Genomic DNA, 16,946 nt, shown 5'->3' with positions numbered 1-16,946 from the left:
ATAGGTCAGGTGTGCACGTACAGTAATGTACTGAGCTAACTGATACTAATTGCCCGTAAGGCTTGATCCTATAACAGGTGTGTCTCGACCCGCGTGAGTGCTTGAGCACTTACGCCGGTCCGATCCCCGAAGGGGATTGGTGTGAACTCCCGCGGGAGCCAGCAGAAACGCACGGTTGGGATTCAGTGTTGTGCCAGAAACAACACAACCCCCCCACCCGAATCCTTTACGCTTCTTCCCGATTGGCTGCGGCGCAAGCGGTTGACTCCAACCCTGCGACGCAGCAACCCGTCATGCCTGATGACCATAGCGAGTCGGTCCCACCCCTTCCCATCCCGAACAGGACCGTGAAACGACTCCACGCCGATGATAGTGCGGATTGCCCGTGTGAAAGTAGGTAATCGTCAGGCTCCCCCCCAGTCAGAAACCCCACCCGCCGCGGTGGGGTTTCTGCGTTTACGCGGCCAAAATTAACAAACAGCATTGAAGCAAGCGACACCTCCGCCCGCCTCAACGCTTTTCAACTCGTTCTCCCGCTGCCGACGCAATATACCCCAGACCCGGCGATAACCATAGCTCGGCAGGTCAGTGACGGTCAGCCGTATTTCTTCGACCAGCCCGGCATCGTCCGTCTTCCTGGCGCTGCGTCCATCCTGCCAGTCGGCTGGACGTGCAAGCCTTGCCGCCACGTTTGAGCGCGCTACGCCGAGAACGTCGCAGACCTGCTTCACTGCTCGTCCCCCGGCAATGAGGGTGAGCGCGCAATCCATTTTCGCGACTTCGCCACCTCCACCGCCTCACGGAGAATCTCGTTCTCCATTGTCTTTTTGCCGAGCAGTCGCTGGAGTTTGCCGAGCAGTCGCTGGAGTTCCCTGATTTGCTTCAGCGCATCGCTCAGCTCCGACGCTGGTACGACTTCCTCGCCGGCACTGACAGCCGACAGGCTGCCATCCTGATACAGCTTGCGCCAGTGAAACGGCTGGTTCGGATTCACGCCGTGCTGGCGTGCAACCATCGAGACCGACTTGCCCGGCTCGAAACTCTCTCTCACCACCGCCGCCGGCGTTCCGGTCCCATCAACACTTCCATCACTTCTTGTTTGTTGTTAGTCAAAACCACAGTCGTATGCCTACCCGCTATTTTAAGTGGGGAACTGTGTCCGGCGATTCAGGGGGCCGCTCCATCAACTCTCTACTTCCCTTGCGCCAGAAACTTCTGCGCCAGTCGGACCCAATACGTCGATCCCACCGGCAACAACTCGTCGTTAAAGTCATAACTCGCGTTGTGCAGCATACAAGGGCCCGCGCCGTGGCCCGCCTCGCGGTGGCCGCCATCGCCGTTGCCCAAAAACGCATAGCAACCCGGTTTCGCCAGCAGCATGAACGAAAAATCTTCGGCACCCATGGTCGGTTCAACCGCGTCATCGACATTTTCCGCGCCAACGATCTCTTTCATGACCGACGCCGCAAAACGCGCTTCCTCGCTGCTGTTGATCGTCGGGGGATAGTTCCGGTGGAATTGGATCTGAACGGAGCAATCGTATGCTTCGGCTGTACTGTGCGCGATCTTGCGCATGCGTGACTCGATCAGGTCGAGCGTTTCTGTAGTGAAGGTCCGAACGGTCCCCGCGATCCATGCGTCGTCCGGTACCACATTGACCGCATCGCCCGCATGTATCTGCGTTATCGACAATACCGCAGTATCCAGCGGCTTTTTGTTTCGCGTGATGATGCTTTGCAGCCCGTTGGCAATTTGCACCGCCGCAAAGACCGGATCACGGCCATTGTGCGGTAGTGCTGCATGCGAGCCGACGCCCTTGATTTCGATGCGAAATTCATTGCTCGACGCCATGATCGGGCCTTCGGTCACGCCGAAGTGGCCCGCCGGCATGCCCGGCCAGTTGTGAATGCCAAACACGGCGTCCACGGGGAACTTGTTGAACAAGCCGTCGTTCATCATAGCCTTCGCGCCGGCGCCGCCTTCTTCAGCCGGCTGGAAAATGAACACGATCGTGCCGTCGAAAGCACCATGTTTGGCCAGGTAGTGCGCGGCACCGAGCAGCATCGCCGTATGTCCGTCGTGCCCGCACGCGTGCATCTTGCCGTCGTTCGTCGACCGATGATCGAAGCTGTTGAGCTCCTGGATCGGCAGCGCGTCCATGTCGGCTCGCAGGCCAATCGCGCGCGAGCCGTTACCTCGCTTCAATACGCCGACCACGCCCGTCTTGCCGAAACCACGGTGGGTCTCGATGCCCCAGGACTCGAGCGAATGCGCGACGAGATCAGCAGTCGCCGTCTCTTCGTAGCGCAGCTCCGGGTGGGCATGGATGGTTCGTCGAAGGGTCTGGATTTCGCCGCGAGCGGCCTGAATTTCGGGGATGAGTTTCATGATGGAGTGATTATGCGTTTGTGCTTGACGAGCATGAGATCGCCGCGGACCACGTCGGCCCGGGCACTGCGGATAGTTCATTCTACGCCGAAGGCATTTTCGGTGGCGCCACCGAGGTCGGCGGCCGATAGACGTAATAAAATTCCACTTTGCGCGACCGCTTACTGCTCGCCAGGACACATTGCCGATGAACGCCCCGATCGAATTCGCGCGCGCCGTGTGCCCGCACGATTGCCCAGACACCTGCGCGATGCGCGTGACCATCGACAATGGACGGGCGATCAAGGTCGCCGGCGATCCCGACCATCCGCCGACTCAGGGCGTGCTGTGCACAAAGGTCAGTCGTTACGCGGAGCGTGTATACCATCCGAACCGATTGACGACGCCCATGAAGCGTGTCGGCCGCAAGGGCGAGGGCCGTTTCGAGCCAATCAACTGGGACGAAGCGTTCGACCTTGCCGCAAGCCGCCTCGGCGAGATTGTCCGTCGCGCGCCGGAAGCGATTCTGCCCTACAGCTACGCGGGCACGATGGGCTTGGTGCAGGGCGATAGCATCGCGCAACGCTTTTTCCACAAGCTCGGCGCATCGCAGCTGGATCGCGCGATTTGCGCGGCGGCCGGCGCTGCCGGCCTCAAATACACGTACGGCGCCGGCATCGGTATGCACACCGAGTTTTTCGCCGAGAGCGAGGTAATCCTGATCTGGGGAGCGAATCCGATCGCATCGAATCTGCATTTCTGGACGCGCGCGCAGGAAGCCAAGCGTCGCGGCGCCCGGCTGATCGCAATCGATCCGTATCGCTCGCTGACCGCGGAGAAATGCCATCAACACATCGCGCTGAAGCCAGGCACAGACGGCGCTCTCGCGCTCGGCATCATGAACGTCCTGATTACCGAGAATCTGCTCGACTACGAGTACATCGCGGCGCACACTCTGGGCTTCGCCGACTTGAAGGTGCGTGCGCTCAGCTATCCATTGTCTCGGGTTAGTGAAATTTGTAGCGTCGAAGAAGAGGAAATCGCCGATCTTGCGCGACTTTACGCCAGCACGCGGAAAGCCGCGATCCGCTTGAACTACGGTCTGCAGCGGGTGCGTGGCGGCGGCAATGCGGTGCGCGCGATCGCGTGTCTACCGTCGCTGACCGGCGCATGGCGTGAGCGCGCGGGCGGGGCGCTGCTGTCGTCGAGCGGTTGGGCACCGGTCGACTCGCACGCGTTGCAGCGTCCCGACCTGATGCCCGGTTGGCCGTCGAAGCCGAGCCGCGTGATCAATATGAATGCGATCGGCGACGCGTTGCTGCATCCGGGCGACGCGACGTTCGGCCCCAAGGTCGAGGCGATCGTGGTCTACAACTCGAATCCGGTCGCGGTCGCACCGGACTCCGAACGCGTCGCGGCGGGTTTTGCGCGCGAGGATCTGTTCACGATCGTGCTCGAGCATTTCCAGACCGACACCGCGGATTACGCCGACCTGCTGTTGCCTGCCACGACGCAGCTCGAGCATCTCGACGTGCACAAGTCGTACGGTCACACGCACGTGATGGTCAACCTGCCCGCCATCGCGCCGTTCGGCGACGCACGGCCGAATACCGAGATCTTCCGCAGCCTCGCGCGCCGCATGGGCATGACGGAACCGGCGCTCTTCGACAGCGACGAAGCCGTCGCGCAAGCCGCATTTCGCTGGGACGACAAGACGCTGAACGGTGTCGACTGGCCGATGCTGAAGCAAGCCGGCTGGGCCCGTCTCAATCTGCCTGACGCGCCATTTGCCGACGGTGGTTTTCGCACGCCATCCGGCAAGTGCGAGTTCTACAGCGAGCGCCTTGCGCAACAGGGCCTCGACCCGCTGCCGGACTACCTGCCACCCTACGAATCGGCCGACGGCGCGCCCGAACTGGCGGCCCGCTATCCGCTCGCGATGATTTCACCGCCCGCGCGCAACTTCCTGAACAGCACCTTCGTGAACATCGAGAGTCTGCGCGCGACGGAAGGCGAGCCGCATCTGGACATCCACCCTGCCGACGCGCACGCGCGCGGCATCGGCGACGGCGATCAGGTGCGCATCTTCAACGACCGCGGCTCGATGCGAGCGCGTGCCCGCGTGACCGACCGGGCGCGCGAAGGCCTGGTCGTCGGGTTGTCGATCTGGTGGAAGAAACTCGCGCCGGACGGCCGCAACGCGAACCAGTTGACGAGCCAGGCACTCACCGATCTCGGCGGTTCGGCGACGTTTTACGACTGTCTCGTCGAAGTCGAGCGGGCCTGAAAGCCGCGCCGCACATTGAAGCTGGCGCCCAGCCTCGCAAGTTCGAGGCTGCCGTCTAACCTCATCGCTTTGCCCATTGGCCGCAATATGCCCATGCTACGATGCGTTTTTAGCACGACCATTCGAAAATAATTCAGGAGACGCTGCATGGAGAAAATCTGGCTGAAATCTTATCCGCCCGGCGTTCCAGCAGAGATCGACCCGACACGCTATTCGTCGGTGGCCGAGTTGCTCGAGGAAGCCTTTCGCGAACACCGCGCAAAGCCGGCGTTCGTGTGCATGGGCAAGCAGATCAGCTACGGTGAACTCGACGAGCTTTCGCGCAATCTTGCAGCGTGGCTGCAGTCGAAAGGGCTCACGCGCGGCTCGCGTGTCGCGATCATGATGCCGAACGTGCTGCAGTATCCAGTCGCGCTCGCCGCGATTCTGCGCGCGGGCTATGTGGTCGTGAATGTGAATCCGCTGTACACGCCGCGCGAACTCGAGCACCAACTGAAGGACAGCGGCACTGAGGCGATCATTCTGCTCGAGAATTTCGCGGGGACCTTGCAGGCCATCGTGCGCAATACGCCGGTCAAGCATGTGGTCGTCGCGGCGATGGGCGACCTGATGGGCATCAAAGGCCCGCTCGTGAACTTCGTCGTGCGCAAGGTCAAGAAGATGGTGCCGGCGTGGAGCCTCGCTGGGCACGTCAAGTTCAACGACACGGTCTCGGAGGGCGCACGTCTGACGTTCAAGCCGGTCCAGCAGGAGCCCGACGATATCGCGTTCCTGCAATACACGGGCGGCACCACCGGCGTGGCCAAGGGCGCGACGCTGCTGCACCGGAACCTGATCGCGAACGTGCTGCAGTCGGAGGTCTGGCTCAATCCGGTGCGCGCGAACCGCACGGATATCGATCAGTTCGTTACGGTCGTCGCGTTGCCGCTGTATCACGTGTTCGCGCTGACCGTGTGCGGGCTGCTGACGATCCGCACCGGCGGTCTCGGCGTGCTGATTCCGAATCCGCGCGATATCCCCGGCATGATCAAGTCGCTCGAGGGGTATGCGATCACGACGATTCCCGCGGTCAACACGCTCTACAACGCGATGTTGAACAGCCCCGACTTCCACAAGCTCGACTTCTCGAAGCTGCTGACCGCGAACGGCGGCGGCATGGCGGTGCAGGAGGCGGTCGCGAAGCGCTGGTTCGAGCTGACGCGCACGCCGATCGTCGAGGGCTACGGGCTGTCGGAAACGTCGCCGTGCGTGACCTGCAATCCCGTCACCGCCACCGGATACAACGGCACGATCGGTCTGCCACTGCCGTCGACCGAAGTCTCCATCCGCGACGACGAAGGCAACGAAGTGCCGCCCGGCCAGTCCGGCGAGATCTGCATCCGCGGCCCGCAGGTGATGGCGGGCTACTGGAACAGGCCCGACGAAACCGCCAAGGTGATGACGGCGGACGGCTTCTTTAAATCAGGCGACGTCGGCATCATGGGCGCGGACGGCTTTGTGAAGATCGTCGATCGCAAGAAGGACATGATTCTGGTGTCCGGCTTCAACGTGTATCCGAATGAAGTCGAGGACGTCGTCGCAAAGCTGCCGGGTGTGTTCGAAGTCGCGGCGGTGGGTGTACCGGATCAGCATTCCGGCGAGGCAGTGAAGCTGTTCGTCGTGAAAAAGGATCCGTCGCTGACCGACGAACAGATCTTCGCATACTGCAAAACGCAACTGACCGGCTACAAGCGGCCGAAGGTCGTCGAATTCCGCACCGAGTTGCCGAAGAGCAATGTCGGCAAGATCCTGCGCCGCGAGTTGCGCGACGGCAGGGCTTAAGCGAGCGAAGAACAAAAGCCCGGCGCACGAAAGTGCCCGGGCTTTTTGTTGCCCGTACAAAATCCGCGCATAAAAAAAGGCGCCCGAAGGCGCCTTTGAGACAAACTGCGTTTTTTTTACGACTTATTAGAACTTGTGACGGATACCGATACGAGCCGTGAACTGGTTGCTGCTCGACGAACCGGTCAGGCCGTTGATGCCTGCCGTTGCTGCGACCACCTGACCCGTTGCGTTGACCGTGTCGCCCAAAGCGTGCTGGTACACGCCGACCAGGTACACGTCGGTACGCTTGGACAGGAAGTAGTCCACGCCCAGCGCGCCCTGATGGTACTGAGCACGCGAGTTGCCTTCGATCTGCTGGCCGCGCGTGTAGTCATACGCTGCGCCGACCAGCAGTGCCGGGGTCAACTGATACTTGAAGTTGATTTCGCCGTTGTTGAACGTTGCCTTCTGGCCAGTGAACGGCGACGCGAACGTCTTGCCGAGGTTAGCGAACTGGATGTTCGAATACGTCAGGCCGATGGTTGCCGCGCCGAACGTGTACGCACCGCCTGCGCCGATGACCTGGTACGTGTTAGCCGATGCGAAGCCAGCGTAGATCGGGGTCGTCACAGCTGCGCCGGCAGCCGTCGTCGTGCCGCCGTTGTTGAACAGACCGCCCGTCGCCGACGGCGTACGCGCGTTCAGGTAACCAACGCCCAATTGCAGCGGACCATTGTTATAGCCAGCACCCAACGACCAGATCTGGTTGCCGGTGAAGTTACCTGCCTGGCCGCCGAAGCTATACGTGCCGCCAAACGTCAGGCCGTTGTAGTTGGTGCTCGTGTACTTGACCGTGTTGTTGGTGCGATACGCGTTGTTGAAGTTGTCGATATCGCCCGGGTGAGCGGCGATGTAGCCGCCCCACTGATCACCCGATTCGAACGGACCCACGTAGTCGACGACGGAGTCGTACTGACGACCCAGCGTGACCGTGCCGAACTGGCTCGACAGACCGACATATGCCTGACGACCGAACATCAGGCCGCCTTGACCGAGCTTGCCGTTGGTCACGTCAAAGCCGTTTTCCAACACGAACAGGGCCTTCAGACCGCCGCCCAGATCTTCAGTGCCACGCAGGCCGAAACGCGAGCCTTGCAGGACGCCGCTGGACATGTTGTACAGATGCTTACCGCCCGAGTTGGTGTTCATGTTGATACCAACGTCAACGATGCCGTACAGGGTCACGCTGCTCTGCGCATGAGCGACGCCTGCGAATGCGCCCAGTGCTGCAAGAGCGAGAAGCGACTTTTTCATCGAATGATCTCCAAGGAATACGAATCTTTTGTACAAGGCGAAATATTTAGTTAGTGCAGAGGGCCTTGCTGTCTAACTTCGCGAGAAGTTGCCACGTAATGTAACAAAAGGCATACATGGAACAAAGAAAAAGGAGTCGCTCCGGAAGGCTGCTGTTTCGTTTACGCAACATGGTCTAGAATCGCAAATTAACCGCCCATTTCATGCGGATTGGTGCCTGTCGGGCCACGGGTTTCGCGTCGCGAAGCCTTGTCGCACGGACCTTCCGGAACGATGCGGCGGTTATCGAATCAGGGAGCGCTTTATGTTGCTGGACGAGTTGATTGGCGAGTTTGATCGGGGTTTACGCTCACTGACGGGGGTCTCGCGGATGAGCCGTCCGCTGCCGCTTCCGCAGGCTTCCGCGGCGACGGCCGAAGCTCCCGAACTCTCGCCCGCGGAGCGCGCGCATGCGGCGGGTTTGATGCGTGTGAACCACGTCGGCGAAGTGTGCGCGCAGGCGCTTTACCAGGCGCAGAAACTCGCCACCGACTCACCTTCATTGCGCGCCATGTTCGATCACGCCGCGTCGGAAGAAGAGGATCATCTGGCGTGGACCGCCAAACGCCTCCAGGCGCTCGACTCGCGTCCGAGTCTGCTCAATCCGCTGTGGTACACCGGCGCGCTCGCGATCGGTCTCGCCGCGGGGCGTCTCGGCGATCGCGTGAGTCTTGGCTTCATGGCCGAAACGGAGCGCCAGGTCGAGCAGCATCTCGACAGTCATCTCGATCAGCTCCCCGCCGCGGACCATGAATCGCGCGCGATCGTCGAGCAGATGCGCGTCGATGAAGCGCAGCACGGCAAGGCCGCGATGGACGCGGGCGGCATCGAGTTGCCGTTTCCTGCACGCGCGTTGATGCGCGCGATGTCGAAGGTGATGACGCGCACCGCCTATTACATATGAGCGTTTCACTCGCTTCGCTTCGCTAACCGGAGCACCGCACGTATCGCCTCAGCCATCGCTGACCGCATTTCCGCAAGCGAGACGGCGCCGCGCGCCTCGTTCGTCGTCGGCCCGGGCGACGCCGCCTCTTCCCTTTCAGAATCCCTTGACGATCTCTTTCAATTCGCGCTGTTTCCTCGCACTTTTCACGTATCACCTTCACAAGTTGCACTAGCCCTTTCATTTATAACGGTTTTCTGTTTTATGCTGGACGTGAAAGAGTCGCGCTAAGTCCTTGTTCTAGCAAACAAAATCCGCTCGAAAAGCGCGCCGCTCCCTTGACCCGTGTTTAGCGTTCCTCTAAAGTGGGAGACAGTGTGAGAAAGTGTATTTTTGTGTGTTCTCGGCACCACTTTCGGGTAGATTTTCACGGACCGGGCGGGCGGCGCAAACAGCGCCGCAATAGGGGAGAGCGAAGTGTTCCAAGGGGCGTCGGCGCTGACGCTCGATGCGAAAGGGCGGATGTCGATTCCCTCTCGTTATCGGGATGCGCTGCAAACACAGGCAGAGGGCCGGGTGACGATCACCAAGCACCCGGACGGCTGCCTGTTGCTCTTTCCGCGCCCCGAATGGGAAATCTTCCGTGACAAGGTCGACAAGCTGCCCATGAACGCCGCCTGGTGGAAACGCATTTTTCTCGGCAATGCAATGGATGTGGATATGGACGGCGCAGGCCGTGTGCTCGTGTCGCCGGAGTTGCGAGCGGCTGGCTCGCTGGAGAAAGAAGTGACCTTGCTCGGCATGGGCCGCCATTTCGAGCTGTGGGATGCACAGATCTACGCCGCGAAGGAACAGGCGGCGATCGCCGAGGGCATGCCCGACGCGTTGAAAGATTTCACGTTCTGATCGCGGCTTATTTATATGGCACCTGCGATGGGAAACGAATTGCAGCATCGCACGGTGCTGCTGAACGAAGCGGTCGATGCGCTGGTCACGCGCGCCGACGGCACGTATGTGGACGGCACGTTCGGCCGTGGCGGCCATAGCCGCCTCGTGCTGGAACGGCTCGGTGAAGCAGGGCGGCTGATCGCGTTCGATAAAGATCCGCTCGCGATCGCGACGGCGCAGAAGATCGCCGATCCGCGCTTTGCCATCGTCCACGAGAGTTTTGCTTCACTGCGCGCCGCGATGGCGGAGCGCGGGGTAGGGCGTGTGTCGGGGGTGTTGCTGGATCTGGGCGTGTCGTCGCCGCAAGTCGACGATCCGGAGCGGGGCTTCAGCTTCCGCGCCGACGGCCCGCTCGACATGCGGATGGACCCGACGCGCGGCGAGTCCGCCGCTGACTGGCTCGCGCGGGCCACGGTGCAGGAATTGACGGAGGTGATACGAGATTATGGGGAAGAACGGTTTGCTTTTCAGATTGCAAAGGCGCTTGTTGCTCGCCGGGCAGAGTCCGACCGTCTTGGGCCTCTCGTCAGCACGGGCGAGCTTGCCCAAATCGTGGCTAACGTCGTCAAAACCCGTGAGAAGGGCAAGGACCCGGCAACCCGCACCTTTCAGGCTATACGGATTCACGTCAATCAAGAGCTTGCGGAGCTGCAAGTCGTTCTAGCAGCAGCGTTGTCGTTGTTGGAGCAAGGGGGGCGGCTGGTGGTCATCAGCTTTCATTCGCTCGAGGACCGGATCGTCAAGCGATTCATGCAGGCGCACGCGAGCACGCCGGCGGTGGATCGCCGTCTGCCGATCCGCGCGGTCGACCTGCCGAGCCCTCCGCTCAAGATCATCGGCCGCGTATTCGCGAGCGACGCTGAAGTCGCCGGCAACCCGCGCGCCCGTTCTGCCGTGATGCGCGTGGCGGAGCGGATCGCGCCATGAACCGCCTCAATATTTTCCTGCTGATCATCGTGATGGGCTGTGCCTTGTCGGTCGTCAACGCGACCAATCAGCAGCGTCAGATCTTTATCCAGCTGCAGCGCGCGCAGTCGCAGGAGCGTCAGCTGCAGCAGGACTATTCGCAGCTTCAATATCAGCAGAGCGCGCTGTCCAAAACGTCGCGCATCGAGCAGCTCGCCACCGCCTCGCTGAAGATGCAGTCGGTCACCACGGGCCGCACCCAGTACCTGACGCTCGCCCCGGGCGCCGCGACGGCGATCGACGCACCCATTCCGACTTCCGCGCCGGCCTCGGCACCGGTCGCGACCCGTCGCGGAGCCACGCGATGAAAAAATCGTCGGCCCACAAGAGCGTTGCGTTTTCGGCCAATCCGATTCTGTCGGTGCGCCTGCCGATGTGGCGCTCGAAGCTCGTCGTGTTTCTGCTGTTCATGGCGTTCGTCGCGCTTGCCGCGCGCGCGTTCTGGATTCAGGGCCCGGGCAACGCGTTCTATCTGAAGCAGGGCGAGATCCGCTATCAGCGCCGCATCGACATGCCGGCCACGCGTGGCAAGATTCTCGACCGCAACGGCCTCGTGCTCGCCACGAGTCTGCCGGTGCGTGCAATCTGGGCGATTCCCGAATCGGTGCCCGACGACCTCGGCGCCGACAAGCTCGACGCGCTCGGCAAACTGCTCGGCATGACCACTAAGGAATTGCGCTCGAAGCTGTCGGAAGACAAGACCTTCGTCTACGTGAAGCGCCAGGTGCCGGTCGACGTCGCAGAAAAAGTCGCGGCGCTCGAGATCCCCGGCATTTACTCGCGCGACGAGTACAAGCGCTTCTATCCGGAAGGCGAGATCACCGCTCACCTGATCGGCTTCACGAACGTCGAGGACGAGGGCCAGGAAGGCGTCGAGCTCGGCGACCAGAAGCTCCTCGCGGGCATGTCGGGCAGCCGTCGCGTGATCAAGGACCGGATGGGCCACATCATCGAGGACGTCGACGAACAGGTCGTGCCGCACAACGGCAAGGACGTCGATCTGTCGATCGACAGCAAGATCCAGTACATCGCCTATACGAACCTGAAAGCGGCCGTCGAGAAATTCAAGGCGAAGGCCGGCGCGGCGATGGTGATCGACGTGCGCACCGGCGAAGTGCTCGCGCTCGTCAATTACCCGACCTACAACCCGAACGACCGCTCGCACCTGACCGGCGACCAGCTGCGCAACCGCATCCTGACCGACACGTTCGAGCCGGGTTCGATCATGAAGCCGTTCACGGTGTCGCTCGCGCTCGATCTGCACCGGGTGACGCCGACTACACTGGTAGATACGGGCAACGGCCACTTCGTACTCGACGGCGCGCCGATTACCGACGACAGCGGCTTCGGCGTGCTGACGGTCGGCGGCGTGATCCAGAAGTCGAGCAACATCGGCGCGACCAAAATCGCGATGCAGTTGCGGCCCGAAGAGATGTGGAACATGTACACCAGCATCGGTCTCGGCCAGGCACCGAAGGTCGGCTTTCCGGGCGCGGCGGCGGGCCGTCTGCGTCCGTGGAAGAGCTGGCGCCGTATCGAGCAGGCGACGATGTCGTACGGCTATGGCCTGTCGGTGTCGCTGTTCCAGCTCGGCCGCGCGTACACCGCGATCGCGCACGACGGCGAAATCATGCCGGTGACGATTTTCCACACGCCGGGCGACCCGCCGGCCACCGGTCCGCAGATCTTCTCGCCGACCACCGCGCGTGAAGTGCGCGCGATGCTCGAAACCGTGGTGTCGCCGCAAGGCACGTCGCCGGATGCGGCGGTGCCCGGCTATCGCGTCGGCGGCAAGAGCGGTACCGCGTACAAGCACGGTCCGCACGGCTACGACCACTCCAAATATCGCGCCTCGTTCGTCGGCATGGCGCCGATGCCGAATCCGCGCATCGTCGTTGCGGTGTCGGTCGACGAGCCGACGGCCGGTAGCCACTTCGGCGGCCAGGTGTCGGGCCCGGTGTTTTCGGGCATCGCCGGGGATACGCTGCGCGCGCTGAACGTGCCGCCCGACATGCCCGTCAAGCAGATGGTCGTGTCCGACGATTCGGCGCCGCCCGCGCCCGGCGCGCCGGCCACGCCGCCCGTGGTGAAGAAGCTGTCGACGAGCCCCGGCGTGAAGAAGATGACCATTTCCGCCAACCCGAAAAATCATCCAGGAGTCGAGCGATGAGCGCGCTGCGCGAGCAACATCCAGCGCACCGGCAGATCGCCGACGCCCTCGCCTGGCTGCACGCGCACGTGCAGCCAGGCGCGCATCTGCACGCCGACACGCGCTCGCTCGCGGCCGGCGACGCGTTCTTCGCGTACGCGGTCGATGGCGCGGACAACCGCGCATTCATCGACGCGGCCATCAAGCGCGGTGCGGCCGCCGTGCTCGTGCAACCCGAAGGTTTCAGCGGCACGCTCGACGCGGCCGCCGCACATGCGGTGCCGGCGTTGAACGAACTCGCCGGCACGATCGCGAGCGCGTGGTATCGCGATCCGAGCGACGCGATGCTCGCGGTCGGCATCACCGGCACGAACGGCAAGACCTCGTGCAGCCAGTGGGTCGCCGCGGCGCTGTCCGCGCGCGGCACGCGCTGTGCGATCGTCGGCACGCTTGGCACTGGGCTCGTCGGCCAGCTCGTGCACACCGGCTTCACGACGCCCGACGCACCGCAATTGCAACGCAGCCTCGCGCAATTGCGCGACGCGGGCGCGCAGGCGGTGGCGATGGAAGTGTCGTCGCATGCGCTGCACCAGGGGCGCGTGAACGGCACCGCTTTCGACATCGCGGTGTTCACGAACCTGACGCAGGACCATCTCGACTATCACGGCACGTTCGAGGCCTATGAAGCCGCCAAGGCGCGTCTGTTCGCCTGGCCCGAGCTGCGCGCGGCCGTGATCAATCGCGACGATGCCGCCGGCCGGCGTTTGCTCAGGAGCACGCGTAGTCACGCGCGCACGATCGCGTATGGCATCGAGGGCGAGCATGGCGACGCCGACGCTGACGGCACACCGCAAGCCGACGCGTGGCTCACTGCATCGAACGTGCGTGCCACCGCGACCGGCACCGCGTTTCATCTGAGCACCTCGGACTGGGGCAACGCCGAAGTCGAAGTGCAAACGCTCGGCCTCTTCAACGTCGGCAATCTGCTCGCGGTGCTCGGCGTGCTGCTCGCCGCCGACGTGCCGTTCGACGCTGCGCTCGCCGAACTCGCGAAGCTCGAACCGGTGAACGGCCGCATGCAGCGTCTGGGCGGCCGTCTGCAGAACGACGAGCCGCTCGTCGTGATCGACTACGCGCACACACCCGATGCGCTCGAAAAAACGCTCGAAGCACTGCGGCCGATCGCGACCGCGCGCGGCGGCGAACTCGTCTGCATGTTCGGCTGCGGCGGCGACCGCGATGCGACCAAGCGTCCGCTGATGGGCGCGATCGCCGAGCGGCTGGCGGACAACGTCGTCGTGACGAGCGACAACCCGCGCAGCGAAGATCCGCTCGCGATCATCGAGCAAATTTCCGCGGGCATGCAGGATACGTCGAAGGCGCGCCGCATCGAGGACCGCGCGAGCGCGATCCTGCAGGCGATCCGCGGCGCCGCGCGCGAAGACGTGATCGTGCTGGCCGGCAAGGGGCACGAAGCCACACAGGAAATCATGGGCAAGAAACGCGCTTTCTCCGATCAGGACCACGCCCGCCTCGCGCTCGCCGCGCGCGCCACACAAACACGCGGAGGTGGCGAATGAACATGTTCTCACTACGTGCAGCCGCCGCGCAGATCCCCGGCGCGAGCGTCACCGGCGACGACAGCGTGCGCTTCGAGCGCGTGTCGACCGACAGCCGCAGCGCTGGCCCCGGCGATCTGTTCATCGCGATCAAGGGCGACCGTTTCGACGCGCACGACTTCCTGCCGCAAGTGGCCGAGCGCAACGTCGCGGCGGTGCTCGTCGCGCGCACGCCGGATAGCTGGAGCGTGCCCGCGATCCGCGTCGCCGATACGCGCGAAGCGCTCGGCGCGCTCGCGCGCGGCTGGCGTCGTCAGTTCGAGCTGCCGCTCGTCGCGGTCACGGGCAGCAACGGCAAGACCACGGTCAAGGAAATGATCGCCTCGATCTTCGCGGCCGCGGTCGGCGCGGATGCGCGTCTTGCGACCGCGGGCAATTTCAACAACGACATCGGCCTGCCGCTCACGCTTTTCCGTCTGCATGCCGCGCATCGGCTCGCCGTGGTCGAACTCGGCATGAACCATCCGGGCGAAACTGAACAGCTCGCGAAGCTTGCCGAGCCGACGGTTGCCGTCGTCAACAACGCGCAGCGCGAGCACCAGGAATTCATGGCGAGCGTCGAGGCGGTCGCGCTCGAACACGCGAGCGTGATTCACGCGCTGTCGCCGGAAGGCACGGCGGTATTCCCCGCCGACGACGCATACGCGAGCATCTGGCGCGTCGCCGCGACCGGCAGTCGCATCATCGATTTCGCGTTGAACAGCGCGGAGCGCACGACCGAAGCCGCGGTGAAGGGCAGGTTCGACGGCAAGCGTCTGTCTATCGACACGCCGCAAGGCCATCTCGACGTCACGCTGCAGGTGCTCGGCAATCACAACGCGCACAACGCGCTCGCGGCGGCCTCGGCGGCGTTGGCAGCGGGTGTGTCGCTCGACGCGATCCAGCGCGGCCTCGAATCGTTCGGCGCGGTGAAGGGCCGTCTGCAGGTCAAGCAGGCCGTGCTCGGCACGCTCGCGGGCGCAACCGTGATCGACGACACCTACAACGCGAATCCCGATTCGATGCGCGCCGCGATCGACGTGCTCGCGTCACGTGAATCGCCGCGTGTGCTCGTGATGGGCGACATGGGCGAAGTCGGCGACAACGGCCCGGCGTTTCACCGCGAAATCGGCGCGTATGCGAAAGAGCGCGGTATCGACGCGCTGTATGCGATGGGCGACGCCTCGCGCGACGCCTGCACCGCATACGGCGCGGGCGCGCACCACGTCGCCGATGTCGGCGCACTGGTCGCGCAACTGCAGCAGGCCGGCTTCGGCGCTGCCGCAACGCTTCTCGTGAAAGGCTCGCGCTTCATGCAGATGGAGCGCGTGGTGGACGCCGTTACGAGTCCACAACCCAACGCCGCGGGCATGACGCCCGCTGCACATTGAAATAGAAGGATCCAGGCATGCTACTGGCGCTGGCGCAATGGCTGCAGAATGACGCAAGCTTCTTGCGCGTGTTCAGTTATCTGACGTTTCGCGCGGTGATGGCGACCATCACCGCGTTGTTGATCGGGCTCGTCTGCGGCCCGGCGGTCATTCGCAAGCTGACCGCGATGAAGGTCGGCCAGGCCGTTCGCAAGGACGGTCCGCAAACTCACCTCGTCAAATCGGGCACGCCGACGATGGGCGGCGTGCTGATCCTGCTCGGCATTGCCGTGGCCACGCTGCTGTGGGCCGATCTGACCAACCGCTTCATCTGGATCGTGATGCTCGTCACGTTCGGCTTCGGCGTGATCGGCTGGGTCGACGATTACCGCAAGGTCGTCTACAAGGACCCGCGCGGCATGTCATCGCGCGAGAAGTATTTCTGGCAATCGGTGATCGGCCTGTTCGCGGCGGTTTATCTCGCGTTCAGCGTGTCCGAGGCGAGCAACGTGCGCGTGTTCGACCTGTTCATGGCGTGGGTGCGCAGCGGCCTGTCGATGGGCTTGCCCGCGCGCGCCGACCTGCTGCTGCCGTTCTTCAAGTCGATGACCTATCCGCTCGGCGTGTGGGGCTTCATCGTGCTCACGTATCTGGTGATCGTCGGCGCGAGCAACGCGGTGAATCTGACCGACGGCCTCGACGGCCTCGTGATCATGCCGGTCGTGCTGGTCGGCGCGTCGCTCGGCGTGTTCGCGTACGTGATGGGCAGCTCGGTCTACTCGAAATACCTGCTGTTCCCACACATCCCCGGCGCGGGCGAATTGCTGATCTTCTGTTCGGCGATGGGCGGCGCGGGTCTTGCGTTTCTTTGGTTCAACACGCACCCGGCGCAGATGTTCATGGGCGACGTCGGCGCGCTCGCGCTCGGCGGTGCGCTCGGCACGGTCGCGGTGATCGTGCGTCAGGAAATCGTGCTGTTCATCATGGGCGGCATTTTCGTCGCGGAAACGCTGTCGGTGATGCTGCAGGTCACGTGGTTCAAATACACGAAGCGCCGTTACGGCGAAGGGCGGCGGTTCTTCAAGATGGCACCGCTGCATCACCATTTCGAATTGTCGGGCTGGAAGGAAACGCAGGTGGTCGTGCGTTTCTGGATCATCACGTTGATGTTGTGCCTGTTCGGTTTGTCCACGCTCAAATTGCGTTAAGCAGCAGTATTTAA

The 16,946-nt window shown here is 63.1% G+C and carries 12 protein-coding genes, 1 rRNA gene and 1 pseudogene; 11 read left to right on the top strand and 3 right to left on the bottom strand.

Annotation, left to right across the window (positions count from 1 at the left end; all coding sequences use genetic code 11):
• Nucleotides 1–296 precede the first annotated feature (296 nt).
• Nucleotides 297–410: ribosomal RNA gene (rrf, locus tag HDG32_RS11955) — 5S ribosomal RNA — on the top strand.
• A 120-nt stretch (nt 411–530) separates the two neighbouring features.
• Here rrf and HDG32_RS11950 read toward each other — a convergent pair.
• Both HDG32_RS11950 and HDG32_RS11945 read right to left on the bottom strand, forming a co-directional pair.
• Nucleotides 531–1,089: pseudogene (locus HDG32_RS11950) on the bottom strand (transposase); the annotation flags it as partial.
• 102 nt (nt 1,090–1,191) lie between these two features.
• Complete coding sequence (locus HDG32_RS11945) at nt 1,192–2,388, bottom strand: M20 aminoacylase family protein (protein ID WP_184066941.1); 1,197 nt, start codon at nt 2,386–2,388, stop codon at nt 1,192–1,194.
• A 187-nt stretch (nt 2,389–2,575) separates the two neighbouring features.
• Here HDG32_RS11945 and HDG32_RS11940 point away from each other — a divergent pair, with 187 nt between their 5' ends.
• Nucleotides 2,576–4,654, top strand: a complete 2,079-nt coding sequence (locus HDG32_RS11940) for a molybdopterin-dependent oxidoreductase (RefSeq protein WP_184066938.1) — start codon at nt 2,576–2,578, stop codon at nt 4,652–4,654.
• A 147-nt stretch (nt 4,655–4,801) separates the two neighbouring features.
• On the top strand, nt 4,802–6,475 hold the full coding sequence (locus HDG32_RS11935) for a long-chain fatty acid--CoA ligase (protein WP_184066936.1): 1,674 nt from the start codon (nt 4,802–4,804) through the stop codon (nt 6,473–6,475).
• A gap of 126 nt (nt 6,476–6,601) precedes the next feature.
• Here the strand turns inward: HDG32_RS11935 and HDG32_RS11930 are convergent, their stop codons facing one another.
• The gene (locus HDG32_RS11930; protein WP_184066933.1) at nt 6,602–7,771 is read right to left on the bottom strand and encodes a porin; all 1,170 of its coding nucleotides are present in this window, start codon (nt 7,769–7,771) and stop codon (nt 6,602–6,604) included.
• Between the two features lie 304 nt (nt 7,772–8,075).
• Here HDG32_RS11930 and coq7 point away from each other — a divergent pair, with 304 nt between their 5' ends.
• From coq7 to mraY, 8 genes are all read left to right on the top strand, one after another.
• On the top strand, nt 8,076–8,714 hold the full coding sequence (gene coq7 / locus HDG32_RS11925) for a 2-polyprenyl-3-methyl-6-methoxy-1,4-benzoquinone monooxygenase (RefSeq protein WP_184066930.1): 639 nt from the start codon (nt 8,076–8,078) through the stop codon (nt 8,712–8,714).
• 456 nt (nt 8,715–9,170) lie between these two features.
• The gene (gene mraZ / locus HDG32_RS11920; protein WP_013090620.1) at nt 9,171–9,599 is read left to right on the top strand and encodes a division/cell wall cluster transcriptional repressor MraZ; all 429 of its coding nucleotides are present in this window, start codon (nt 9,171–9,173) and stop codon (nt 9,597–9,599) included.
• A gap of 15 nt (nt 9,600–9,614) precedes the next feature.
• Nucleotides 9,615–10,568, top strand: a complete 954-nt coding sequence (gene rsmH / locus HDG32_RS11915) for a 16S rRNA (cytosine(1402)-N(4))-methyltransferase RsmH (protein WP_184066927.1) — start codon at nt 9,615–9,617, stop codon at nt 10,566–10,568.
• Nucleotides 10,565–10,915: a cell division protein FtsL gene (ftsL, locus tag HDG32_RS11910; RefSeq protein ID WP_090801975.1), complete on the top strand. Its 351-nt coding sequence runs from the start codon at nt 10,565–10,567 to the stop codon at nt 10,913–10,915. The genes rsmH and ftsL overlap by 4 nt, the downstream gene beginning before the upstream one ends.
• Nucleotides 10,912–12,777, top strand: a complete 1,866-nt coding sequence (locus HDG32_RS11905; protein WP_184066924.1) for a penicillin-binding protein 2 — start codon at nt 10,912–10,914, stop codon at nt 12,775–12,777. Before ftsL ends, HDG32_RS11905 begins: the two co-directional genes overlap by 4 nt.
• Entirely contained in the window at nt 12,774–14,336 is a 1,563-nt protein-coding gene (locus tag HDG32_RS11900) for a UDP-N-acetylmuramoyl-L-alanyl-D-glutamate--2,6-diaminopimelate ligase (RefSeq protein ID WP_184066921.1), read from the top strand. Before HDG32_RS11905 ends, HDG32_RS11900 begins: the two co-directional genes overlap by 4 nt.
• Nucleotides 14,333–15,745, top strand: a complete 1,413-nt coding sequence (murF, locus tag HDG32_RS11895) for a UDP-N-acetylmuramoyl-tripeptide--D-alanyl-D-alanine ligase (RefSeq protein ID WP_184066918.1) — start codon at nt 14,333–14,335, stop codon at nt 15,743–15,745. The genes HDG32_RS11900 and murF overlap by 4 nt, the downstream gene beginning before the upstream one ends.
• Before the next feature lie 17 nt (nt 15,746–15,762).
• Nucleotides 15,763–16,932 carry a phospho-N-acetylmuramoyl-pentapeptide-transferase gene (gene mraY / locus HDG32_RS11890; protein WP_184066915.1) on the top strand — a complete coding sequence of 390 codons (1,170 nt, stop codon included), beginning with the start codon at nt 15,763–15,765 and terminating at the stop codon, nt 16,930–16,932.
• The last annotated feature ends 14 nt before the right edge of the window (nt 16,933–16,946 follow it).

It is taken from the genome of Paraburkholderia sp. CI2 (assembly GCF_014201055.1).
In the GTDB taxonomy this organism is placed as follows: domain Bacteria; phylum Pseudomonadota; class Gammaproteobacteria; order Burkholderiales; family Burkholderiaceae; genus Paraburkholderia; species Paraburkholderia tuberum.
The sequence above is the reverse complement of the archived record's forward strand: the minus strand, read 5'-3'. Positions and strand labels throughout refer to the sequence as shown.